14 protein-coding genes are annotated in these 24,302 nt (G+C 58.1%); 6 read left to right on the forward strand and 8 right to left on the reverse strand.

Features of this window, described 5'->3' with window-relative positions; translation table 11 throughout:
* Positions 1–38: 38 nt before the first annotated feature.
* Positions 39–3,572 (reverse strand): CAP domain-containing protein, encoded by a 3,534-nt coding sequence (locus I1M21_RS01015; RefSeq protein WP_195192058.1) that lies wholly within the window; start codon positions 3,570–3,572, stop codon positions 39–41.
* 288 nt (positions 3,573–3,860) lie between these two features.
* Between I1M21_RS01015 and I1M21_RS01020 the strand changes: the two genes are divergently transcribed.
* Positions 3,861–5,000 carry a DUF389 domain-containing protein gene (locus tag I1M21_RS01020; protein WP_195192059.1) on the forward strand — a complete coding sequence of 380 codons (1,140 nt, stop codon included), beginning with the start codon at positions 3,861–3,863 and terminating at the stop codon, positions 4,998–5,000.
* Between the two features lie 13 nt (positions 5,001–5,013).
* Here the strand turns inward: I1M21_RS01020 and I1M21_RS01025 are convergent, their stop codons facing one another.
* From I1M21_RS01025 to I1M21_RS01045, 5 genes are all read right to left on the reverse strand, one after another.
* Positions 5,014–6,081, reverse strand: a complete 1,068-nt coding sequence (locus I1M21_RS01025) for an aryl-sulfate sulfotransferase (protein WP_229025514.1) — start codon at positions 6,079–6,081, stop codon at positions 5,014–5,016.
* Positions 6,014–6,751: an aryl-sulfate sulfotransferase N-terminal domain-containing protein gene (locus I1M21_RS09720; RefSeq protein WP_271762613.1), complete on the reverse strand. Its 738-nt coding sequence runs from the start codon at positions 6,749–6,751 to the stop codon at positions 6,014–6,016. Before I1M21_RS09720 ends, I1M21_RS01025 begins: the two co-directional genes overlap by 68 nt.
* A gap of 161 nt (positions 6,752–6,912) precedes the next feature.
* Positions 6,913–7,872, reverse strand: a complete 960-nt coding sequence (locus I1M21_RS01035; protein WP_195192061.1) for a 3-hydroxyacyl-CoA dehydrogenase — start codon at positions 7,870–7,872, stop codon at positions 6,913–6,915.
* Positions 7,873–8,082: 210 nt separating this feature from the next.
* A complete protein-coding gene (locus I1M21_RS01040) occupies positions 8,083–12,864 on the reverse strand; it encodes a 2-hydroxyacyl-CoA dehydratase (RefSeq protein WP_195192062.1) in 4,782 nt (1,593 codons plus the stop codon).
* A gap of 11 nt (positions 12,865–12,875) precedes the next feature.
* A complete protein-coding gene (locus I1M21_RS01045) occupies positions 12,876–13,586 on the reverse strand; it encodes a TetR/AcrR family transcriptional regulator (protein ID WP_195192063.1) in 711 nt (236 codons plus the stop codon).
* A gap of 206 nt (positions 13,587–13,792) precedes the next feature.
* Here I1M21_RS01045 and I1M21_RS01050 point away from each other — a divergent pair, with 206 nt between their 5' ends.
* The 5 genes from I1M21_RS01050 to I1M21_RS01070 all read left to right on the forward strand — a co-directional run bounded on the left by I1M21_RS01050 (position 13,793) and on the right by I1M21_RS01070 (position 21,749).
* Entirely contained in the window at positions 13,793–15,907 is a 2,115-nt protein-coding gene (locus tag I1M21_RS01050; protein WP_229025492.1) for a hypothetical protein, read from the forward strand.
* A gap of 218 nt (positions 15,908–16,125) precedes the next feature.
* Positions 16,126–18,252, forward strand: coding sequence for a hypothetical protein (locus tag I1M21_RS01055; protein WP_195192065.1), 2,127 nt, complete (start codon positions 16,126–16,128; stop codon positions 18,250–18,252).
* A 2-nt stretch (positions 18,253–18,254) separates the two neighbouring features.
* Complete coding sequence (locus I1M21_RS01060) at positions 18,255–19,328, forward strand: hypothetical protein (protein ID WP_195192066.1); 1,074 nt, start codon at positions 18,255–18,257, stop codon at positions 19,326–19,328.
* Between the two features lie 8 nt (positions 19,329–19,336).
* Positions 19,337–20,371 carry a hypothetical protein gene (locus tag I1M21_RS01065; protein ID WP_195192067.1) on the forward strand — a complete coding sequence of 345 codons (1,035 nt, stop codon included), beginning with the start codon at positions 19,337–19,339 and terminating at the stop codon, positions 20,369–20,371.
* A 142-nt stretch (positions 20,372–20,513) separates the two neighbouring features.
* Positions 20,514–21,749: a PD-(D/E)XK nuclease family protein gene (locus I1M21_RS01070; RefSeq protein WP_195192068.1), complete on the forward strand. Its 1,236-nt coding sequence runs from the start codon at positions 20,514–20,516 to the stop codon at positions 21,747–21,749.
* 190 nt (positions 21,750–21,939) lie between these two features.
* On the opposite strand, the gene I1M21_RS01075 is transcribed toward I1M21_RS01070, so the two are convergent.
* Entirely contained in the window at positions 21,940–23,163 is a 1,224-nt protein-coding gene (locus tag I1M21_RS01075; protein ID WP_195192069.1) for an ATP-binding protein, read from the reverse strand.
* Between the two features lie 173 nt (positions 23,164–23,336).
* Positions 23,337–24,167: a hypothetical protein gene (locus I1M21_RS01080; RefSeq protein WP_195192070.1), complete on the reverse strand. Its 831-nt coding sequence runs from the start codon at positions 24,165–24,167 to the stop codon at positions 23,337–23,339.
* Positions 24,168–24,302 lie beyond the last annotated feature (135 nt).

A 24,302-nucleotide genomic window follows, 5' to 3' on the forward strand; every position in this document is an offset into this window, starting at 1 on the left:
AATTAACCGCAGCTCATGCGAGACCAGTACTCAAAATACTACATCTGCTTGCGACGACGATCGCCCAGCGTCACGCCCGCAGCTACGAGCGTAATGCCGCCGATGACGAAGACCTCGCCCGCAAGCGCGGAGGTGTCACCCGTCTGGGCGAGCGCACCATCCGCGGCCTGCTTCTTGGCAGCGGGGGCCTTTGCGGCGGCCTGCGCAACCTGGGGCTTGGCCTGCGGCTCGGCCTTGGGATGATACTTGTCGTACTCGGCCTGTGCGGCTGCCAGGGCATCCTTGGCGTCGTTAAGCTCTGCCAGCGCGGCGGCATAGGCGTCGTTGGCATCGGACAGCTTGGCATCGGCGTCGGTCTCGGCCTGCTTCAGACCCTTCTCGGCGTCGACGGCAGCCTTGTAGCGAGCATAGGCAGCATTGAGCTTGGGCAGCTGATTTTGTGCCGTCCAGCCCGCGTTGAATACCGTTACGCCAGCAGCAAGGGAAGCCTCATCATCGACATGCTCAAGATCGGCCTGAAGGGTCTGATCAGCAGCAAGCTCGGTCTGGGCATCGGCGATGGCCTTTTTGGCGTCCTCGACTGCCTGGTTGGCGGCATCGAGCTGATCCTGGGCAGCGTTCACGCTGGCGACAGCAGCTTTATGGGCTGCCTCGGCGTCATCAAGCGCCCTCTGAGCATCGGCATAGCGCTGGAATGCGGCCTTCGCGGCAGCGAGGGCCGTCTGGGCAGACGTGACCTTCTGCTGTGCGGCGGCAAGCGACTGCTCCTTGTTGGCGACTTCCTGCTGAGCATTCGAGAGGGCCGTTGCCGCGGCAGTCTGTGTAACCTGAGCGCTCTTTACCTCGGCCCGAGCGGCGGCGTCGGCCTTTTCGGCAGAAGCAAACGCGCTCTTCTTGCCCTCAAGATCCTCCCTTGCAGCCTCGCGCTTGTCGGTAAGGTCCTTGACCGAAGCAGTGGCGTCGGCATAGGCCTTGTTGGCGTGGTCGGACTTCGCCTTGGCGGCATCGTAGCTGCTCTGAGCATTCAGCTTACGAGTCGAAGCCTTAGAGGCGTTCGTTTGGCATTCGGTGAGCTTGGAGTTCGCCTCGTCAAGCGCGGTCTGCGCGGCGGTCGCCTCGCCCTTGGCGGTGTTGAGATTCTGCTGAAGAGCATCGATGTCAATGCCAGAAGCATCGAGCTCGCTCTTAGCGGCGTCATAGGCGCCCTTGGCGGTTGCAGTGGCAGCCTGCGCATTCTCATACTCGCCCTTGGCGGTATTCATGTTCGTATTGGCCGTGATGAAGGAGTCTTGAGCGTCAAACTGCTTGTTGAGCGCAGCGTTATAGGCAGCATTAGCAGTTCCAAACATCTTCTGCGCATCGGTGAGCTTGCTCTGAAGCTCCTTGAGCTGCTGCTTTTGTGCCTGCGTGCCGCCGGCGCTGTAAGCAGAGTCAATGTAGTCGTTCACGAGCTTCTTGAACTCGGAGACGGTGAAATCAGCTTGTGTAGAATCATTGCTGTAGTCGAAAATCGTCATCAACGCCTCGACACCCTTGCCGCTTCCAGTGGCGATGCCAATTGCCTTATGGGCCGAATCAATGATATTAAGATAGTGTCCGCAGGCGTCACCGTTGGGATTGCCATGCTCGTCATAGGTTCCGGAGAAGACTTGGGGGCAGCTGAACCAAATGTTCACACTGTTATAGCGATTTGCAATAAGGAATTGCCCCTCCTCACTATCCTCTCCGTACTTCCTAATCCAATTCTCATAGTTATTTTTCTCCTCCGTATAGAGACCGGTGTAGGGCCAGCCGAGCGTGTCGACAGTCTCGCCTCCGGTATAGACGCCGCCGCCCATGGCGAGATTCTCCGCATTATCGGCGTAACGATTTGAGTGTGTCTGCATATTCGATGAATAGGATGCGTTGAGCGCTGCCGCGGCCGTCATGCGGAGGCTGACACTTAGCTCGGACTGCCCGTTGGCCTTGCGGAGATTGTTCTGGGTATCGAGATACGTCAGTGCATTGCGCAGCTGCTCAAGAGAAAGCGGATTGGTATCGCGAGACATATCCTGATCGACATAGCTGTCATACCAATCAGCCTTCTGAATGAGACCAGTGAGCATGCCCTGAGCATTAACGGCATTGGCCTTCTGCTGGGCAGTGAAATCGCTGCCGTTGCTAATGTAGGCCATAAAACCGAGCATGCCATTATTGATGATGTCTTGATCGACGGTCATGCTGGACTTGAGCTGGGCAATCTGCTGCTCAAGCTTGTCCACCTCTGCGCTAGCGGCATCGCTGGCATCCTCCGCAGCGTCTGCGGCATCGCATGCTGCCTTGTACTCGGCGCGTTTGTCGTCCCTATCCTTTACGGCCTGATCGTAGGCAGCTTTCTTGTCCGCCTCGGTCTGCTGGACCTGCTCGTAAGCAGCCTTGGCGGTGTTGTATTTGCTGGTCAGATCACCGAGTTTGCCGTTGGCTTCGTCGTATGAAGTCTGCGCGGACGAAACGGCAGCGTTGGCGGCGTTGACCTTCTCCTGCGCGGCGCTGGCAGCAGTCTGTGCGGCCTGGAGGTTCGTTTGTGCGGTGGCGTCGGCATCCGTCGCGGCATTGAGCTCCGCCTGCGCGTCCTTGAACTCACCGGCAGCAGCTTTCTTGGCGGCCTCGAGCGCTTTCAGGTCGACGCCCGTGCCAGAAGTAGCGGCATCGAGCGCAGCCTGTGCCTGGTCCAGCTTCTTCTGGGCGTTGGCCTGTGCGGTGGTTGCGGTGGCGAGGGCAGCGGCAGTCTCCTGCTTCTTGGCCTGGGCGGACGTCAGAGCAGACTCGGCATCGCTCTTTGCCTGCTCGGCATTGGAGACAGCCGTCTTAGCGGCATCGAGCTCACCCTTGGCCGTCTTCACGCCGGCATTCGCCGCATCGAGCTTGGCCTGCGCGTCCTCGACAGCCTTCTTGGCGGCCTCGTATTTATCCATGCCCATAGCATCGAGCTTGGCCTTGGCGTCATCGAAAGCCGTCTTGGCCTCGTCCCGCTTGGCCTTGGCATCCTTGAGCGCTTGGGCCTTGTCCTCAACGCTCTTCTTGGCCTGGTCGAGCTGGCCGTTCAGGTCGCCTAGCTTCTTCTGCTGCTCCTCAGCCTTGTCGACGGCCGCCTTGAGCTCGTCGATCTTCTCATGAAGCGCAGCGACTTCTGCCGCATTCTGCTCGGCCGCGTTATCGGTCACGGCCTGCGAAGCCTGATCTTTTTGCTGCTGAGCCTGCTTCTGCGCCTGGCCCGCGGCGTCGGCCTTCTTCTGAGCCGCATCGTAGGCCGCCTTGGCAGCCTCAAACTGCTTTGCCGATTCCTCGGCCAGCTGCGCCGCCGTCTTCGCGACCGCCTGGTTGCCGGCAACGACGGTGCTCTCGATGGGGCTTTCGCCCTTTGCGGCATCGGTGGTGTCACCGGTCGGCGCGGCGATTGCCGCCAGCGGCGACATGAGCGGCTGGGCGATCAGGCCTGCCGTCAAAACGGTCGCGACGGCGCGGTTAGCGACGCCTCTCATGTTGACGGCCTTAGCTGGAGACGAAAGATGCTTTGGACTGTACTTTGCCATGCTGTACTCCCTTCGACACAACGCTATCTGCGTTACCGCGAGTCTAGGGCCGCATTTCCCAGTCTTTGTTGCGCAACAATGCGGCAAAGCGGGCAATTCGGTTGTTCAACAGCTTTCGACACAGTTCCGTCACATATGCAGTTGAGATTGATTCATTTTGCGAGGCGTTGCTAAATGCAGGCAAAGCCGTTTGGACGCCCCATCCCGCGCCCCGGAATCTGTTCCACTTGCCACGGTGTAGAGTAATAGCAGCAAGCGCAAGGCGGCCCGTGCTAGAACGAGGTGGACATGGAACTCGACAAACAACAGCTCAAGCGATTGCGCGAGCGCCATCATCGGCGCCACGGCATCCGTCCTGCCCATAGCGAGGCCCTGGAGAACGCCGGCCGTTTCCTTAAGCAGGCATTCAACATTCGCGAGGGCCGCGCGCCCTATCACGTGATTCGCAAGCGTTTTGTAAACGGGGCGCGCCTGACCGGCTCGCACTTATGCATCCTTATCATCGCCATGCTTATCGCGAGCATTGGCCTCGATATCGACTCGGATATCGCCATCGTGGGCGCCATGCTCATCTGCCCGCTCATGGGCTCGGTCCTTGCCATGGCATACGGTATTGCCACGCTCGACCGCGAGATTACCGTCGAGGCCGTCGCCGGCCTTGCCCTGCAGATGGCCTTTTGCCTAGTCACGTCCACGTTGTACTTTAAGCTCTCGCCGCTCGGCACCACCACGGCCGCCATCATCGACAATTCGACACCGACTGTGTGGGACCTTGCCGTCGCGCTCGCAGGTGGCTTTGCGGGTGGCCTGGGCAACTCGCGCGATCAGGAACCCGCCACGCTCATCGCCGGCGTGGCCGTGGCGACCGCGCTCATGCCGCCCCTGTGTGCGGCGGGTTACGGCATCGCCATCGCGAGCGGGTCGCTGTTCCTCTCGGCGCTCTACGAGTTTGGCATCAACGTCGTCTTTATCGCACTGGCGGCCGAAGCCGTATTACTTATCTTGCGCGTGCCGCTCAAGCGTGACCTCAACGGCGACGGCATTGTGACCGCCGAGGAAAACGCCGAGGTCGACGAGCTGTCGCGCAAGGTGCGCCGCCGCATCATCGTGGGTACGGTGATCTTTGCCATCCCCTGCATCGTTATGACCGCGGGCTCCATTGGCTCAGCGCAGGCCGGCGTGCAGGACGGCTATGGCGTCACCGAAACTACGCGCGAGCTTGCCGCGATACTGCCAGGCTTTAAGGATTACACCGTCGCCGTCGAGACCTCGGCCACCGAAGGCGAGGAGGAGGGCCTCGTCGAGCGCGAGGTTGTCGCCCATGTAACGACGAGTGAGGCGCTTGGGGCACACGACCGTCACCTCGCCCGCAAGCTCATCGACCTCAACGTGCCTGAACTCGATCGCGTGGAGTTTGACGTGAAGTGATGCCGGCGCAGCGCTACAGGTCGTACTTGTACACGCGGTAGATGTACTTCTCGGCTTCCATCTCGTAGGTGGCGATGGGTAGACCGTAGCGATCGTACTCGGCGAAGGTCTTGGCCTGGCCCGAAGCCACGAGCATACTATCTGAATCGCCGACGCGCTGCGCACTGCTGACGTAACCCGAGAACGGCACTGCGATCTGGTCCACAAGCTCGTAGGTGCGCGCGGTCTCGTCCACCGTAAAGATGCGCCCAAACGAATGCGTGCCGCGGCTGTAGTCGGTCACCACCGCGGCGCCCAGCTGGCCCCAGTCGAACTTGGGATAGCTTTCGGCCGCACCAAAGTTGTTGTCGTACAGCAGGACCTGGTAGCGACCGGTCGTTGCCGTGTCAGAACTCGGCAGATACGTCACGCTGTGTTGGCCCGCGTTAAGCGAAAAATCACCCTGGGCTTGCAGCAACTTGACTTCAAAGCCCGATCCGGCCCAAAAATCGGGCGAACCCATAAGCCAATCGACCGTGGGCGTACCGTAGATATCGGTGAGCTGGATAACTGTCGAGGTCTCGCGCGAGCTGAGCAGAACGGTGCCGCCGCCGAGCCACTGAATCGTGTTGATATGAATCCAATCCAGGTCGCCGTCCGAGGCCACCTTGGCGCGTGCCTTGAGGTCGGGGAAGATATCGCCCAGGTCCACGACTAGGGAGACGTCGCCCGTTGCTATGTCGATCTTGATGATGAGGTCCTCGACATTAGCGCGATCGTCCTTGTCTTTTTTGGCAGCCGCGCGATCGACGTCCAAATCGGCCTCGGAGCCGGCATGGCTCGCCAGCACCAGCAGATTGCCATCGTCATCAAAGGCGTAGTCGTGGTGTAACTCATAGTCGCCCGTGCTCCAAACGTTTACCACCTGGCCAATGGCGTTGATCTGGGCCATCTTGGTGGTCGAAACGCTCATGATCATGCTGCCGTCGCCCGGGAACAGCAAGCGGTGGCTGCGGTAGCCGATAATCGGCACCTCACCACGAATCTGGCCAGCGTTGTCGTAGAGGTACATAAAGTCGAGCTTGGACGAGTCGTTGCCCAAGATGGTAAAGAGGCCATCGGCAAGCGGCGTGTTGGACTCCCCCGTCGTGACGGCGAGCTGCTCTTCTTCTTCGCCCTTGAGAGCCGGCGTCTCGATCGTGAACGTCGAAGTGCGGCTGGTGCCATCTTGCGCCGTGCAGGTGAGGGTCACCTTGTTTTTTGTGGTTGGGAATGAGGCCGATAACCTTGAACTCGTGCTCCGTAGCCGGCGTGTCACCGCCGCGGGGCGTGTGGGAAAACGCAGCGACTTTGGGCACGTCACCGAGCTTTTTGCGACCGGCGACCTTGTAGGAGACGGTTACGGAATCCGCCGTTGCAAAGCGCACGTAGCAGCTCAGGGTATCGGTGCCAAAGGGATCTGCCTTGACGAACGGGGCGGTTTCGTCAAAGCTGCCTGCGGCGTAATCAGCATCGAGATGGTCTTTGATGGCCGACTGCTTCTTGACGTCGTAGGTCGCGACGATCTGCTTGTGTAGCTTCTTTTGCTCGTCGGTAAGCTCGTTGCGCGCAGTAGATGCGTCGCCCGCGGCAGCCCCGCCGGCCGAGCAGCCCATAAGCCCTGTCCCGGCAAACGCCAGCGCGCCCGCCACACCCGCAAGAGCCGCTCGACGCGAGAGCAGCCTGCCGTCTTTGTCGCTCAATTCCATATCGTTACCGTCTTTGAATGCCACCGTCGTTTTCCTCGTATAACCATGGCGTTTGCCCAGCCCTGTCCAATATGACTCGCAGCTTAACAAACACCCCTTAGCGGTAGCTTAGGCTTTCAGCACCGCGGAAACACGGCCTTGAGAGCACGACCGATCCGCTTTCCTCCGCACTCAAGAGATCTTCTTTAGTACTTGAAAAAGCCCTCGCCCGAGCTTTCGCCCAGCTTGCCTTCGTCGAGCATCTGCTTGAGGACGGATGCCATGGCCTTAAAGTTGTAGGGCATCATCATCTTTTTGAGCAGCGGGCTCACCAGGCCCGGGACCTTCTGATACTGCATAACGATGTTGTAGGCCGTCTGGATGCCCACCGTGTCGAATACGCGAAACGGGCCCTTGGGAGCGCCGGTACCACGCGTCCATGCGAGGTCGATGCTCTTGGGATCGCTCACGCCCGAGACGTACAGGTCCAGGCCCGAAAGCAGCCAGGGCACCAACATGGAGTTGAGCAGGTAACCGTTCTTTTCCTTGTTGACGGGCAGGGCAAGCATACGGATATCGTTAGCAAAGTCGACGAGCTCATCGAAATAGCGCTTGTCGGTCTGGTCCTGAGCCATGACCTCGGTCATGTTGTTCTTCCAGATGGAATTGGCAAAGTGCAGCGACAGGTACTTCTCGGGGCGGCCGGTGTACTTGGCAAAGGTACTCGGCAGCAGCGTGGAGGAGTTGGTCACGACGACGGTCTTTTGCGGGAGGACCGGGGCAAGCTTCTTGTAGAAGTCGATTTTTGCCTGGGTGTCCTCGGCCATAGACTCGATGACCAGGTCGGCGTCGGCCACGGCCTTGGCGAGGTCGAGCTCCAGCTTAAGTGTGGAGTAGGCACGCTCGACGGCGGCGAGTGCCGCCTCCTTGTCGAAGGGCTGACCGCTATCGGCGATACCGGCACACCACTCGCCCGTACCGTCCGCCATGCCCTCGATAGCCGCGATGTACTCCTCGCGTACATGATCGATCTTGGGCTGGGTGCGGCCGATGCTGCCCTCGCTGCGCAGCCAAATCGTCACATCAAAGCCGCAGTAGGCAGCCTGAAAAGCAATCTGGCTTCCCAGCACGCCGCCACCGGCAACGCAAACGGTCTTGTAGCTCATGGAACGGTCCTCTCTTATGTAATTCCATAGATGTGTATTTATTCAACCGTAAGGATGACGCGCGCCGGGGATGGGTTCTATAAACGGACGGTAATTTGCGGCGAACGGCTACATATGTTCATTATCTCAGGGTTCCATGTCCAGCAAAAGCGAGTGGTAACCGGTACGGCTACCACCCGCTTGCCTCATATCCAGCCCAAAGCAGACCAGTTACTTCTTAATGCCACGTCCCAGACGCTTGGCGACCGATGCCACGGCCTCCTCGCTCACCGAGTCACAGCTCACGCAGCCATCGTGGGCACGCATCTGGCCGGTGACCTCGTCCATCGCGAGCGGCGCCACTTTCTCAAGCTTAAAGCCCTTGCCGGCGCGCATGTTCTCCTTCGCCACGCTGATCATGAGCTTAATGCGGTTGAGCTGGTTGACCTCGGATGCACCGGGATCGTAGTCCACCGCGACGATATTGCTCTCGGGGTGCTGACGGCGCAGTTCCTTGATCACGGCCTTGCCCACCACGTGGTTGGGCAGGCACGCGAAGGGCTGCGTGCAGATGATGTTAGGCGCGCCATGGTCGATCAGGTCAAGCATCTCGGCCGTGAGCAGCCAGCCCTCGCCCATGTTGTTGCACACCGAAAGCACCGTACGGGCCTTGTCGGCCATGGTGCCGATGCGCTCGGGTGCCTCAAAGCGGCGGGACTTCTCGAGCATCTCCTCCACCGGCGTACGCATCCAGTCCACGAGCTTAATGAGCGCCTGCATGCCAGCGCGCGTAGTGGCAGAGCTTCCCAACTCGTCCTTCTGCAGCTCAGCATTGCTCATGGAGTACAGGAAGAAGTCGAGCAGGCCCGGCACCACGGCCTCGCAGCCCTCGCGCTCGATGACATCGACCACGTGGTTGTTGGCTGTGGGGTGGAACTTGACCAAGATCTCACCGACCACGCCCACGCGCGGTTTGGTGCCCTCGCCCACGAGCGGCATGGTGTCGAACGCGCGGATGGCCTCACGGCACAGCTTGGTGTAGTTGTGGCGGTTGAACTTGGGCGCCAGCTTGCGGGCGCGCGCCATGTACTCCTCGTAGAGCGCGTTGGCCGCACCGGGCGTGGCCTCGTACGGACGGCAGCGATAGAGCATCTGCATCATCACGTCGCCAAAGAGCACCGCATAGACTGCCTGCTTGAGCAGCGCCGGCGTAATCTTAAAGCCGGGGTTGTCCTCGCCGAGCGCCACGGCCGAAAGCGAGATCACCGGGATCTCGGGGTGGCCGCCCTCGCGCAGGGCCTTGCGAATGAGCGCGATGTAGTTGGTGGCACGGCAGCCGCCGCCGGTCTGGCTGATGACCACGGCTGTCTTGGACAGGTCGTACCGGCCGCTCTCGATGGCCTCCATAATCTGGCCCGTTACCAGAATCGACGGGTAGCAGATGTCGTTGTTCACATAGCGCAGGCCGGCCTCGACGGCATCGTGGTCAGTCGAGGGCAGCAGCTCCAAGTTGTAGCCGGCACCGCGGAACACCTCTTTGACCAGGTCAAAGTGGATCGGGGCCATCTGCGGGCACAGGATGGTGTAGCCTTCCTCGCGCATCTGCTCGGTAAAGGGCACCTTGGGCCACGCGGTCGAAGCACTCTCGCGCTGAGCCTCAAACGTGTACTTGCGGCTCGCGAACGCGGGGGCATCCGTGGAGGGCGCCACCGGCGCGGCATCGCCCTGCTCGTAGGCCTCGCCCGCGGCCGTGGCCTCGGCCAAGCGCTCGGCCTCCTGGTCCTTAAGCGCTGCCATGAGCGAGCGTATGCGGATGCGCGCGGCACCCAAGTTGGATACCTCGTCGATCTTGAGCACGGTGTAGATCTTGCCGCTGGCCTCCAAGATCTCCTGCACCTGGTCGGTGGTCAGAGCGTCCAGGCCGCAGCCGAAAGAGTTGAGCTGGATCAGGTCCAGGTCGTTGCGCATCGTCACAAAGCGGGCGACGGCGTACAGGCGGCTGTGATACATCCACTGATCGACGACGCGAATCGGACGCTCGGGCTTTACCAGATGCGCGAGCGAATCCTCGGTAAAGACCGCAAAGCCAAAGCTCGAGATAAGCTCGGGCAGGGCGTGGTTGATCTCGGGGTCGTTATGGTAGGGACGGCCGGCGAGCACGATGCCGTGGCCGCCGTGGTCCTCGACCCACTTAAGGGCCTCCTCGCCCATGGTCTGGATATCCTCGTGGAAGCGCGCGTCGGCCTCAAAGGCAGCGTTGACGGCGGCATCGACCTCGGAGCGCGTGATCTTGGGTCCACGCACGCGACCGCGACCGGCCTCAGCATCGGCCACACGGTCGACGGCGAGCACCTGGAACAGACGGCGCTTGAGCTCGGTCTTGTCGTGATAGGGCACAAACGGGTACAGGAACTCGATGTTCTGCTCGCGAATCTCGTCAATGTTGAGCGCCAGCGCCGTGGGGTAGCTCATAACGATGGGGCAGTTGTAGCAGTTGCCGGCGGTCGGATCCTCCTTGCGCTCCCAGCGCACGCACGGCATCCAAATAAAGTCGACATCGCGGTCGATAAGGTTCATCACGTGACCGTGGCTCATCTTGGCCGGATAGCACACGCTCTCGGACGGCATGGACTCGATGCCCGCCTGGTAGGTCTTTTTGCTCGACTGGTCGGACAGCTGCACGCTAAAGCCCAGCCGCGTAAAGAACGCGTGCCAGAAGGGGTAGTTCTCGTACATATTGAGCGCGCGCGGAATGCCGACGGTGCCGCGCGGGGCCTCGTCGGGGCTCAGCACCTCGCGGTTAAAGAGCAGCTCGTTTTTCTTTTTGAAGAGATTGGGAGCCTCGGTCTTTTGCTTTTTGTGGCCGGCGCCCTTCTCGCAGCGGTTGCCGGTAATGAAGCGCCTGCCGCCGCCAAAGTCGTTAACGGTGAGCTGGCAGTTGTTGGAGCAGCGACCGCAGCGGACATGCTTTTGCGTCACGGTGAGGTGCGCGATATCCTCGGCCGAAAGGACGGTCGAGACGCCGTCGGCGCCAGCGCGATCGCGGGCGAGCAGGGCCGCACCGTAGGCACCCATGCAGCCGGCGATGTCGGGGCGCACGGCATGAACGCCGGTGAGCTGCTCAAACGCGCGCAGCGTGGCATCGGACATAAAGGTGCCGCCCTGGACGATCACCTGGCTGCCGATCTCCTTGGGGTCGCGCAGCTTAATGACCTTGAACAGGGCGTTCTTGATGACGGAGTAGGACAGGCCGGCAGCGATGTCGCCCACCGTGGCGCCTTCCTTTTGCGCCTGCTTGACGCGCGAGTTCATAAAGACCGTGCAGCGGCTGCCCAGGTCGACAGGGGCCTTGGCGTGGATAGCGGCGTCGGCAAACGCGCGCACGTCCATGTTCATAGACACGGCGAAGCTCTCGATAAAGCTGCCGCAGCCCGACGAGCAGGCCTCGTTGAGCATGATGTGCTCGATCACGCCGTCCTTCACGCGCAGGCACTTCATGTCCTGACCGCCAATGTCCAGGATGAACTCGACGCCAGGCAGGAATGCCTTGGCGCCGCGCAGGTGCGCGACGGTCTCGATCTCGCCGGAGTCGGCCTTGAGCGCCTCGATGAGCAGCGCCTCACCATAACCGGTGGTGGTCACATGGCCGATGGTGCAGCCGGCAGGGATGTGGTTGTAGAAATCGGCCATGATGACCTTGGCCGTGCCCAGGATGTCACCGTTGTTATTGCCGTACCAGGTGTGCAGCAGCTGGCCGTCCTCGCCCACGAGCGCGGCCTTCATGGTGGTGGAGCCGGCATCGATGCCAATGAACACGCGGCCGGTGTAGCCGTCGAGCTTGCCCTTGGGGACGACCTCGGTGTCGTGGCGGCTCTTGAACTCGGCAAAGTCCTCGTCGGTGGCAAAGAGCGGGTCCAGACGCTCGACCTCGGCACCCTGCGTGTCACCCAGACTATCGATGGCATCAATGAGCTGCGGGAACGTGCTGAGCTTGTTGGACTCATGCGCCATGGCGGCGCCGCTTGCCACAAACAGGTGGGCGTTTTGGGGCACGATGCGGTGCTCCTCGTCCAGGTTGAGCGTGAGGTAGAAGCGGTGGCGCAGCTCGGAGAGGTACTGCAGCGGGCCGCCCAGGAAGGCAACATTGCCGCGGATGGGACGGCCGCACGCCAGGCCCGAGATGGTCTGGGTCACGACGGCCTGGAAGATGGAAGCGGCGACGTCCTCGGGGCGGGCACCCTCGTTGAGCAGCGGCTGCACATCGGTCTTGGCAAAGACGCCGCAGCGGCTGGCGATGGGATAGATGGTGGTGGCGTTGGCCGCGAGCTCGTTGAGGCCGCTCGCGTCGGTGTGCAGCAGGGTTGCCATCTGATCGATGAACGCGCCCGTGCCACCGGCGCAGGTGCCGTTCATGCGCTGCTCGATGCCGTTATCGAAGTAGATGATCTTGGCGTCCTCGCCGCCCAGCTCAATGGCAACGTCGGTGGCCGGGATGAGGGTCTCGACGGCGCGCTTGCTGGCGATGACCTCCTGGACAAACTCCAGGTCGAGCCACTGGGACAGCAGCAGGCCGCCCGAGCCCGTGATGGCGCAGGTCATCTGGGCCGTCGGCAGCACGGTCGCGGCGCCCTCGAACAGATCGCGGGCGCAGGCACGGACATCGGTGTGATGACGCTGGTACTTGGCGTAGACAATCTGGTTGTCGTCGTTGAGCACGGCGAGCTTAACGGTGGTGGAGCCCACGTCGATGCCCAGGTGCAGGTTGCCACGAGCGTTCTCGGAGTTGAAGATCGCGCCTTCGGGGGCCCGGCCGGTGGCTACGGGCTCAGCGGCGGTGGTGGGCTCGCTGGTGACGGACGCCTCCCCTGCCGCGTTCTTGGCATCGACAATTGCCTCGGCAACTTTCTCGGCGGCGGCAGTCGCGGCCTTCTGCGCGGCGTCCACCACGGCGGGCGCGGCCTCGCGTGCGGCAGCGACCATGCGGTCCTTAATGCCCTCGACGAGTTTGCTCATTATCTCTCCTCTTAGTTGTTGGACTCGACGGTTGCGGCGGTGTCGGCCGTATCCTCGAGCTGCAGGTTCAATAGCTTCAAGCCGTATTCCGGCACGTTGATATCGATGGGTTGACCATATAGGTCGCCGGGACGCACAAAGGCGATAACCGTCATAATGCGTGCCATGGCCTCGGGCGATTCGGTGAGGCCGCGCTCAAACCAGCGCTGGATCAGACCAACCTCGGCACTCACGACGTAGGTAACGTAGTAGTCAAAGAACGTGCCCAGCGCCAGGCCCAAAATGCCCGTCTGCGCACGAGGCACCACGGCCTCACGCGCGGTGTCGATAATCTTCTTAATGAAAGCCTGGTCGCCGCCCGGGCCCAGCAGCGATCCGATTAAATCGCGGTTGGCCGCAAGGTAGCGCAGCAACTCAACCGAACCGGGCGCCGGCTCGAGCTCATCGATGTTGTGATAGAGATCGGGCAGCTGAGCTGCGGTGATGAGCTCAATGCGCTCACGGATCTCGGCCAGCAAGCCGTCCTCGATTTGATTGATAAAGTCGGGGATATCGCGGTAGTGCGAATAGAACGTGCGGCGCGTAAGGCCAGCGCGCTCGGTGAGCGACGCGACGTTAATGCGCGAAAGGTCGCCGCTCTCCGCAAGCTCGCTGGCAAGCGCCTGGCGAAGGGCACGCTGCGAGCGAAGGGACCGGCGGTCGCATTTCTCGAGCTGGGACAAGCGTCCTCCTTGTTACTCAGCCTGTGCGCTATTGCACAGTGCGAGTATTATTGCACACCGTGTGCATCAACACGTAAAGGCAATATTTGGATGCGACAAAGGGGCAGTCCCTTTGTCACATCGAGCCGCTGCTTGGTCCCGTTAATGGGACCAGCAATCGCCGCACCCGTTGCATCATGCCGGTAACGATTGATAAGGAGGCCGACATGAACAATCAGGCAAGCGATGGCATCACCGATGCCGGCAAAGACCTCGTCCTCAGCTGCATCAAAAGCCAAGAGCTGCGAGACCACATGCGTAAATACCTACACTGGCCGGCGCCAATCATCGCCGGCTCTCTTAAGACGCTTGATGAAAAGCGCACCATGCTCGAGCAACTCCGCAAGGAGGTTTCGCCGGAGCTGACCGAAGATATCGATTCGCATCTCGCCCAACTCAACGGCGCGCTTGAAATACTCGACAACATCGAGCGCGACCGCGGAATCCTCCTGCTGCACGTCATGGTCTACAACGAGGAGGAGCGCGACGCCGACGCCCTCGACGGTCCCTTCCCCACCGCATCGTGGGAGGCCGCGCAGGCGCTCATGAAGCGCTACATCGAAGAGTATCCTGAAGACGACTGGTCCGAATCGTACTGGAAGATCGACCTATACACCCCAGAAGACCTGCACGAGCATCAAACGGCGCAGTCCTCCCTGGCGTTTGCGGCAACCAAGGATGGCGAGCTTATATTTCTCCGCGACCAGCGCAATAACCGCACTCGCAGATCGCATGTCGAAAGCGTCTGGCGAAACGATAGCAGGCGGTTCTGCGCGAACAACGAGCCTATCTACACGCCGTGGGTACCGGGCGACATCCTCCAAATCGACGGTCGCCCCTTCGACCACGGACCTCGCTTTGCCATTGTGCTCGAAAACGACTACGAGCACACGCTCCGGGGACAGATCTGGTGCGCAGGGCCTAGCAAAGATCACGGCGTTAAGGAGGGTTCGCTTTCATCCGGCACCTACAGCGACAGTCTCTTGGACCCCTTCATCCCCTCTGCTCTCTACACCGCTGAGCGCTACACCGGCGAGCTGCCGGGCGACTGCGCTTTTATGCTCGAGCTTTCGCAGAAGCTGCACGACGACCCCGACTACGGCAAGCAGTGGTCCGAAGGCTCGGTCGGACACGATTGCCTGCAGCCGCACCGCAAGCCTACCAGCCAAAGTGAGCGGGATATTCGTCCGGACATCTTTGAGTTTTTGGACTCGCTCAGCATTAAGGAGCATCTTCAGCGAATCAACTACGAGCTCACCACACCCGTAGCGGCTTTCATCGTCAATTGCTCGCATAAAGCGACGCTGCAGCAAAAGCTCGAAGGCTGGCAAAAGGTCATCGACAATATGCCCAATTGCACCATGAGCCGCAGAAATGACACGGTCAACATCCCGAACTTCCACGCCTTTCTGCGCAATGTCATCAAACAGGAGCAAAGGAAGTTCGTGCACTTCACAAGGACGGACGGCAAGAGTCTGTATTTCTTTGAGGACTACTCGTGGGACCAGCGCGACCAGGGCAGTTGTCTTTACGGCCCTTATAGCAGCTATCAAAAGTGCTTCGATGCAATCTGGAAAGAGCTCGACGGTGACGATCCCAAAGCCATCAGGATCACTCGTCGTCCCATCGACCCAGACGAAGACCACTATGCCGACGACATGGTCTTACTCAATGCGAACGGCGAAGTAATGTCTTGCGATTACCGCAACAAAAGCGAGTGGAACGAGGCGGGCACCGCAAGCGATTTTGAGGACATGTGGTTCGATATCCCAACGCCCTTCCATGCCGGAGACATCGTCTGCAACCTCCAACGCCCCGACGAGCCGATGGTGCTGTTTGACCTGCAAACCTGGGGATCCGAACGAGTCGACAAAGAGCTTGCCTCCTCCGTCTACAAAGAGCGCCTCGTTCAAAAGGCCGACAAGCTATTGCGCTGGCACCGATATGACGGCGACACCAGCGACATGTACGCCTACGGCTGCCAAGTCTCATCCGCCTTGCATTTCCCCTTCTATATTGGGGAGCCCGAGGGGTTTCTTTTGGATATCGACTATTACCGCGCGCCGCTCAAGTCGGAGGAGCGAATTCTCTACGGCGTCAGGGCGTATGTCAAAGGAGACCTGGCGATTGACTCGCTCACCGCGATGGCCAGCGCATGCGAGCTGCAGGCGCTGGCGGAGAAGAAGATGCGCGGATTCGAGGATGCAGACGGTTGGCTCAAGGACCGCTACCCGGAACTGTTCGACGCGACGGCTGAGCCGGTCACAGCCGATCCCTCATAGCCCCTGAAAGTGTCCTCCCAGGCCTCCGCCATACCGGCGCTATTCGTCACAAGATCCAGCATCATATTCTCCATGGCAATCCTTTCAGTGCGCACACCCATGTACCAGTGCGTTTCCAGAAGTATGTTTGACGTGAGATTCATATCAGACCCGTTAATGGGACCACAAAGCACAACCTCTGATGGATGTTAACGGCAACGACCGAATTGGAGGTTGCTATGGACAGCCAAGCAGATACCGTAATCACCGACGCCGGCAGGGAGTTCGTTTGCAGTTGCATCAAGGACGATGAGCTGCGTGCTCATATGTTCAAACACATGGGAATGGCAGATGGCTCCCTCTGTAAAATCATCGGCGGCTCCCTCAAGACGCTCGACGAAAAACGGGCCATGCTCGAACAGCTTCGCAAAGAGGTCTCATCGGATTACGCCGAGGCGATCGACTCCGGCCTCGAACAGCTCGACACTGCACTCGATTTACTTTACAACGTTGACCGTGACCGCGGTATCTTGCTGGTCTCCGGCATGTTTTACGGTGAAGAGGAGCGCGGGCACGACACCTTTGATGGCCCCTTCCCCGTTGCCTCTTGGGATGCCGCTCAAACCCTTATGAAGCAATACGTCGATGACGACCCCGATGAAGATTGGTCCGAATCATTCTGGCAGATTGAGCTCTATACCGCCGAAGACTTACACGACCGCCCGCGCGCTCAAGCCTCGCTGATATTCGCCGCGACCATGACGGGCGATTTGGTCTTTTTGAGCGACCGCCGGAATCAGCGAACTCCGCATCAAAGCATCGATCACTTGCCGTGGAACAATAGCAAGCACTTCTGTGCCAATGGTGAGGTCTACTACACCCCCTGGTCCCCCGGCGACATCATCAAGATCGATAGTCGGCCCTTCGACCACGGTCCACGTTTCGCCATCGTGCTCGAAGACGACTACGATAGTTCGTTCAAAGGCCAGGTTTGGTGCGCCTATCCGAGCAAAATCTACGGCGTTGAGGAAGGCAATCTCCGCTTGAGGGATTTCACGGACGGCTTCCTCGACGACTTCACACCCTCTGCGCTCTACACCGCCGAACGCTATATCGGCGACTTGCCCGATGATTGCTCCTTTATGCTCGAACTCTCGAAAAAGCTGCACGATGACCCCAGCTACGGCAAACAATGGTCGGACGGATCGGTCGTACACGACTGCCTGCAGCCATACCGCATATCGGCCGGCGCCGGCGCCATACGTTCGGACATTCTCGAGTTTCTCGACTCACCCGACATCAAGGAACACTTAAAGGACATCGGCTACGAGCCCACCACGCCCGAGGCAGCGTTCATCGTCAACCGTTCGAGCGAAAAGACGCTGCAACAGAAGATCGAGGCCTGGCAAAAGATTCTCGAAAACATGCCCAATTGTGCGATGAACAGACGATACGGCACGTTCAATATCCCCAACTTCCATGTCTTTCTTCGCGACGTCATCAGATGGGAGCGCAAGAAAATCGCCCGGTTCAAACAGCCTGGCAAGCACATGTATTTCTTTGAGGACAAAACGGGAAGCCCCCATGAGAGCGGGTGCAATTATGGCCCCTACACCAGCTACGAAAAATGTTTCGAGGCAATCTGGAATGAGCTTGAGGAGGAGAATCCTACCTCGATTGAAATAACACGCCGCCCAATCGATCCGAACGAAGACTACTATGCCGCCGATAAGCTCATGCTCGACGCAAATGGCAAGGTCATGGATTGCCAGCTGCGCTGCATCGACAAGGAACGCGAGGGCGAAGACCCCACTTTTGCCTTTGAGCTGATGTGGTTTGACATCCCGACGCCATTCCACGCCGGCGACATCATTTGTCGTCACGGCGACCCTGGCGACCCCATGCTGCTTCTCAATATGCAGACATGGACCACGAAGCGGGTCATGGATGAGCTTCCGCCTTCCACCTACAGGGAATGCGCCGCAAATAAGGCCGACGACCTGCTCAGGCACCATCGGCAAAATGGCGATACGAGTGACATGTACGCCTACGGCTGTCAGATTGAATATCCCCTGGAGTACCCCGTCTATATCGGAGAGCCGAGTTGTTTTCTTCTCGATATGGAATACTGCCGTACCCCGCTCAAGCCGGAGGCGAGAATTCTGTACGGCGTGCGGGCATATCTCGACGGCAATCTGGGTCTTGACTCACTTATTGCGCTATCAAGTCTTTTCGAGCTGCAAGCGCTGGTCAAGAAAAAGGCCAAGCGGTTTGAAGGGGAAGACGGCGGGCTCAAGACCCGCTATCCGGAGCTGTTCGATGACACGATAGCCCCGCCGACACGATTCAAAACAAAGAGGAGCTAACCATGGACATCTTGGATTTTGTTGACTCCTGGGACATTCGGGAGCACCTGCGCAGCATCGATTTTCGGCCTAGCACCGTCGAAGCCGCCTATCTGGTTTGGTTTTCGAAGACCGCCACGCTCGATCAGAAATGCGAAGCTTGGCAGGAGATCGCCCGAACCATGCCCAATTGTTCGCTAGAGGCAACCCATGCCGGTCTTGAAAGGCCGGCCATCTCCGATTTCCATGCTTTTTTGCGCTGGACAATCGATTACAACAAGCGGTGCGTCGATGCGTTTACGAGTGGGACGGACTACGTTTATCAGTATGAAGAGGAGATTGTGCCCGACGGGCAACTTTGCGGGGCTTTCGGCGCGCCATTCAGCTGTTATGAAAAATGTGCCGAGGCGTTGCACGGTGATGATGAACTGGCGAGCCGTCCAGAGGCACGCATACGCATCACCCGGTGCCCGCTCGATATCGATGAAGCTCATCGCCGAGAAGATTGGCTCATGGTGAACGGTAAAGGCGAGGCCCTTTCCGTTTATTGCCCTTCGGCCGGCCCCGTTGAGAACGATTGGGAGATCGCATTCGAGTTCATCTGGGTCGATATCCCCACGCCGTTCCACACCGGCGATATCGTCTGGACGCCGCGAGGCAGTGCCCGTGAGCCGTTCACGTTGTTCGATCTGCCCACGTGGGACCGGACAAAGCTTGAGGCAGAGCTTCGGCAGGCAGACCGTTCTGACGAATGGCTTGATCATGCGCAGCAACGCCTCGAGCACTATCGCCATGCAGGGGACATCAGCAACATGCGTGCCACTGGTTGCTCGATTACCTACAACGAGACGTTTCCCCTCTACATCGGCGAGCCAGACCCGCTCTACCTGAATCTTGAGTATTATCGCGAGCCGCTCAAAGACGAGCAGCGAATTTTAGTCGCAGCCCAGGCGTACCTGCGTGGCGACCTGTATGTCGACTCACTTGTAGCGTTTATCGACACCATAAGGATGGAGTCCAAGGCAAGGCGCAACCTAGAAGAGCTGCGTCTTGATCAGGCACCGCTCAAGGAGAAGTACCCGCAGCTATTCGAATAGATGCAGCCATGGCCGAATCCACAAGAAGTCGCACCAATAACTCGGAGGCTATCGTGCACGAAGAAATAATCAACCTCATCGAATCTCCGGAGCTGCGAGAGCATTTGCTGCATAATCCGCAGCTCCTGAGTGGCGATCATTACGCGCAAATCATCGGTGGCGCGTCGATAGAAATCAACCGCAAACGGGAGATGCTCAGCAGGCTGGTTGCTGCCGAGCGCAGCTCGTCAGGCGAAACCTTTGATTGGTACGGACCAGAGATTTGTATCGACTACATCGATGGCTGCCTGAACGCGCTAAAGGCCGTCGACGGAAACAGGAAAGTGCTGCTTATTAGCGAAATTAGCTTTGTCGACAACGAAGTGGGATCCGCCATCACGCATGGCCCCTTCCCCGTAGCATCGTGGCAGGCAGCCCTTGCGGCAATGAAGGCATACGCGGAAAAGTGGAGCGAAACGACAGATTTATCGTCCTCATACTGGATGATCGAGCTGTTCAACCTTGCCAACGACCCGAGCTGTTCATATCCATACGACGGCTTTCTACAGCCAGACTACACTTACTACGCAAACGTCTCCGGCGAAATCCAGTACCTCTGCAGGGAAGAAGAGGGCGAATGTAGCGAGGTGCTCGACTGCATTGTGGGTGGAATCTTTGGCCCGTGGTTCAAGGGGGCATATGTCGACCTACCCACGCCGTACAGAAAGGGCGACTTTCTTGAAATCGACTGCAGGCCATGGGCACCAGGTCCTTGTTATTGTCTGGTAGCAAACTCGAAATTGGACTGCCTGTATCCCGATGGCGATGGGCGGATCAGATGTGGCTCTATCCCCTACGGCAGCTGCTTTGCCGGATGGGCGCATACGAACCTGATGTTATCGCCTGTGTTCAGAGCGAAGAAAGTAACGCAACCTTTGCCGGAAGAATACGCGACCTTGCAAGCGGTCGAGCTGGACAGGATAGAAGGCTTGCTTGAAGAGTGCGCCGACAACAAAGAGGAAGAACCCGGCTGGCTGGATATATATCGGCATCGCGCTCGATGACGGAAACTGACAATTGAAACAATTGCTGCACTCAACTCAACGCGGTCACCGTCAATCCGAGCTCTTGTGCCGTATCTTTCTAAACTGACCGCCCTATAGGACAATAAACACATGATTAGCGTTGTTATTCAAAGGAGCGCTCATGAACGATGAGAAAGAAATTTTAATTGCCAAGGTTTTTTGTGGTGGATATCTTCTCGATGGCGAGAATATAGGCCATGAAGTCATTGATTTTTTCGACACCGATAAAGGCGAAAGATATCTATATATAGCTCCTAGCGGAAACGTTAATGACCACCCCAATGTTGAAGCAGTGCTTCTAATTCGATCATATGGAAACACACTGGGTGAAGCCGTTGGGCTAGCATGCGACCTTGAAAACATTTGTTCCCCGAGAAACAAGGGGGAAACTCTTCCGATAACATATGGCAGCGTTTCCTATAATGGCGTTTCCGTGGACAAGATATTTGCCGAAAACATTTACAGGGGAGAAAAAGAAGGGACGTTCAACAATCTCAGCTACCGTGCGGGATCGTTTAAGACCCCCAACCCCAAGCACCATATCTTTATTTCCATGGACAAAACAAAAGACGAAGACAAGCGTCGTCATCCAATTGAGCTTATTTGCAATGACAAGAAGCAATGGGGTCATCAACGAACATATATCTCCAGCGTCGATGATCCAGAGGCTTATGCACGGCTAAAAGAGCTGATAGCGGATGAAGAAAAATGGGAGGAGCAAATCGAGACAAAAACCGTTAAGTCGGTGAGTTGCGGCAAAACGCAACCCTCGTTCCTTGAAATTATCGGAAAAGAAGACGATGAGCTCGTGTTCTCCAATTTGCTGGGACATTACCTAAGTTGCAGCAAAAAAGGATTTGAAGTGTTTGCCAGAGAAATTCTCGGCATTAGCGACTTCGGTCCACACCCCACGATCATTCGCGAATCAAAACACCACGTGGATGTATGGATTGAAAATGAGCGGCACATCGTCGTAATCGAAAACAAAATCCATTCGGCGATTAATGGCATTGATCCCAATTGCTCAAAAACGCAGCTTTCAAAATATCGTGAAGCAGCAGAAGACGAATGCAAAAACAGAACAGTTGAGTGCTATTTATTTGCGCCGGATTTCAATAATGTCGACGAGACAAAAGCGAAAGAAGAGGGATTTGAGGTCAAATACTATAGCGAGCTGTATGCATTTTTTAAAACCAATAAAAGCCTATTTACTGGAGATGAACGCTACGGTGTAGATGGACATTACGATGAATTCCTCATTGGGCTGGAACGACATACCCTGGCTCCTGCAGAGCGTAATGAGCGAGCGATGCTCGAAAGGTTCTCGTACATGATAGATAGAGCAAAACAAAGTTGAGCGAAGACCGACTCAGCCGGGAAGACCGTAGCCGTCATCTCGATCAACCCAGTCGGTAATAGGAGCCGCAGCCCGAGAACTCGTTAATTTCAACACGAGTTCTCGGGCTGCCGATTCTGCGTGAGGCAAGAGTTCTCATTTGATGCTCACGCTGCCCACGCACCAGGAAGCCAAGGAATCCGGCCTCCACTCAAATTAGGTCGCCGTTATCTTTCATGAACGACACCATGTTCAGATGCCTGACACCGTCTCTCTCCTGTAGCAGGGGATCAAGCGTGAAAAGGTAGCGCGGATACCCATCCCTGATGTGGCCGAACGGCCTGTACTCCCGCTCCTCCACGTCCCTATCGGCGATTGTCATCGAGACCTGGATATAAGCATAGGCATTGCGTCTGCGGGCGATGAAGTCGCACTCCAGCTTCCCGATGCGGCCTACGGATAGCTTATATCCCCTCGAGCGAAGATAGATGTACAAGGCATTTTCCAGCGAGGGCCCATAATTCAACCGAACATCGACGTTGCGAGCAAAATAGATGCCTGGATCCGCAAGGTAGTACTTCTCCTCGCCTCGTAACGATTTGCGGGACTTAAGGTCGAATCTCTCGCATCTGTAGAGCACCTTGGCATCGACGAGCATCTGGATATAGGCGGCGATCGTCCGCCGCTCGACGGCGACACGCTCCGTCTTGGTGAAATAGTCGTGGAGGCTGGTGAGGCTCGTCGGCGCACCGTAGTTGTTGATGACATAGGTCATGACACGGTTGAACGTATCAATGTTCCGAATCTTGTTGCGAGTCCTGATGTCCTTGTCGACGATCTGCCCAACGACATCCTCGATGTAGCGAGCCTTCGCCTCGGGATCGTCGTATTCCAGAGACCGGGGAAACCCGCCATACCGTAGATATTCGTCAAACTCGATTCGCGCGTCACCGACCTCTTTGCCCATGAACCTCTTCATGTCGAGGAACTCGGAAAAGGATAGGGTGAACATCTCGAACTCCACGTATCGACCCGTGAGCTTGGTCATCAGCTCACCAGACAGCAGATACGAGTTGGAGCCAGTGATGAAAATCGAGAAGCCGCCATCCGAGTTGTAGGCGTTCACGACCTCTTCGTAGTCTCGGACGTTCTGCACCTCATCGATGAAAAGGTATTTGAAGTCGTTGTCAGCCAGAAGCGACTCGATTTTTTCCTCCAGCTGATCAGGCGTCTTAATTGAGCGGTTGCCGCGCCTGTCGAGGTCGAGATAAATGATGTCCTTATCTTCGACACCACGGTTTCTCAGTTCCTCGGCAATCGTCGACATGAGGCACGATTTGCCGCAGCGGCGGATGCCCGTGATCACCTTGATCAGATCGTCGTCGTAGAACGGTCGAATCTTCTTCAAGTATTGCTCGCGATGATACAGTTTCATGGAAATCGCCTCCTCCGCTTAGCTTATCAGAGAGGATGATAATTGTCAGTTAAGGCACCTATTTTTTCGCTTTTACAGAAATTGGTTTCTTAAACATTATTCTCACTCACTAAAAATAACTGGCCCGCAGCGCGGGCGCACCACGGGCTGGGCTGTCGTTATTGGTTGCGGCTTTAGCCGAAAACTCGCGCGGAAGATGGGTCCGTGCCATCGGAGCTCATGCGGACGAGGGCGTCTGCATTGCAGTGGGTCTCCGTGAATGTTGCGTCATCCTCTCGGCCCTCAGCCGCAAAGCAGCCCGCTAGGATGGCGGATGTTGGGCTGAGCATGTTACGTAAGTCGCGCAGGACAGCGTTTATCGGGCGGTTGTCATCGAGCATCTCGAGTCCGTCGATTACGACCACGACACTCTCTAGTACTGCTCTGTTCCACGTTTGGTCGCCGAGCAGCCAGCTCGTTAAAAGGTCCATGGTCATGTTGTCCTCGACAAAAATGCCTAGGTTGCGCTGCTTAAGTCGCATCGTTGCGCGAATCGCCTCGACTTGACGCTCTTCAGAATCCTCCGGCACTTTGGTGCCCATCTCGGCACGAATAAGCCGGGCAATCGCATCCTCTTCACGCTCCCGAATCGGCACGTAGAGCACGGCGCATTGCCCACTCAGACGCAAGGCCGCATGCACTAGCACGTTGGAGACATCTTCATGCGTGCCGCCAATCACGCTGAGCTTGCCCAGCCCAACGCCGCCACCTAGAGCATCATCGACCGGCATACCGGTCTTCAACACCCGCGGAGCTTCAAGCACCGACGTCTCCACACCACGGTCGAGTCCAGAAGCCAGTCGATTGCGAAACCCGCTGAGGTCAAAACCCTCGTCATCACGCTCTCCATGATTCCCGCCGCACCGATTCGCGGACGGCGGCATCACACCCGGGAAGCTCATCATCTCGCCCATGCCCACGGAACGCCCGATTCGGTCGTCTCCAGCATTGATCTTGAGCGCCATCACAATCCTCCTTCGAACCAAAGCGGCGGCCCTCACTTCGAACCGACCAGCCTAGCCATCGATTTCCGTTTAACCACCTTTCGCCCTATTCGGGCTCTTATTGCTGCGAATACTACGGTCGCGCGGGCTACAATG

Source organism: Collinsella aerofaciens, from assembly GCF_015546965.1.
GTDB lineage: Bacteria > Actinomycetota > Coriobacteriia > Coriobacteriales > Coriobacteriaceae > Collinsella > Collinsella aerofaciens_X.

Bases quoted from the DNA above. Each gene is read 5' to 3' on its own strand.
- I1M21_RS01015 (WP_195192058.1), bottom strand. From the start codon at position 3,572: ATGGCAAAGTACAGTCCAAAGCATCTTTCGTCTCCAGCTAAGGCCGTC.
- I1M21_RS01020 (WP_195192059.1), top strand. From the start codon at position 3,861: ATGGAACTCGACAAACAACAGCTCAAGCGATTGCGCGAGCGCCATCAT.
- I1M21_RS01035 (WP_195192061.1), bottom strand. From the start codon at position 7,872: ATGAGCTACAAGACCGTTTGCGTTGCCGGTGGCGGCGTGCTGGGAAGC.
- I1M21_RS01040 (WP_195192062.1), bottom strand. From the start codon at position 12,864: ATGAGCAAACTCGTCGAGGGCATTAAGGACCGCATGGTCGCTGCCGCA.
- I1M21_RS01050 (WP_229025492.1), top strand. From the start codon at position 13,793: ATGAACAATCAGGCAAGCGATGGCATCACCGATGCCGGCAAAGACCTC.
- I1M21_RS01055 (WP_195192065.1), top strand. From the start codon at position 16,126: ATGGACAGCCAAGCAGATACCGTAATCACCGACGCCGGCAGGGAGTTC.
- I1M21_RS01060 (WP_195192066.1), top strand. From the start codon at position 18,255: ATGGACATCTTGGATTTTGTTGACTCCTGGGACATTCGGGAGCACCTG.
- I1M21_RS01065 (WP_195192067.1), top strand. From the start codon at position 19,337: ATGGCCGAATCCACAAGAAGTCGCACCAATAACTCGGAGGCTATCGTG.
- I1M21_RS01070 (WP_195192068.1), top strand. From the start codon at position 20,514: ATGAACGATGAGAAAGAAATTTTAATTGCCAAGGTTTTTTGTGGTGGA.
- I1M21_RS01075 (WP_195192069.1), bottom strand. From the start codon at position 23,163: ATGAAACTGTATCATCGCGAGCAATACTTGAAGAAGATTCGACCGTTC.
- I1M21_RS01080 (WP_195192070.1), bottom strand. From the start codon at position 24,167: ATGGCGCTCAAGATCAATGCTGGAGACGACCGAATCGGGCGTTCCGTG.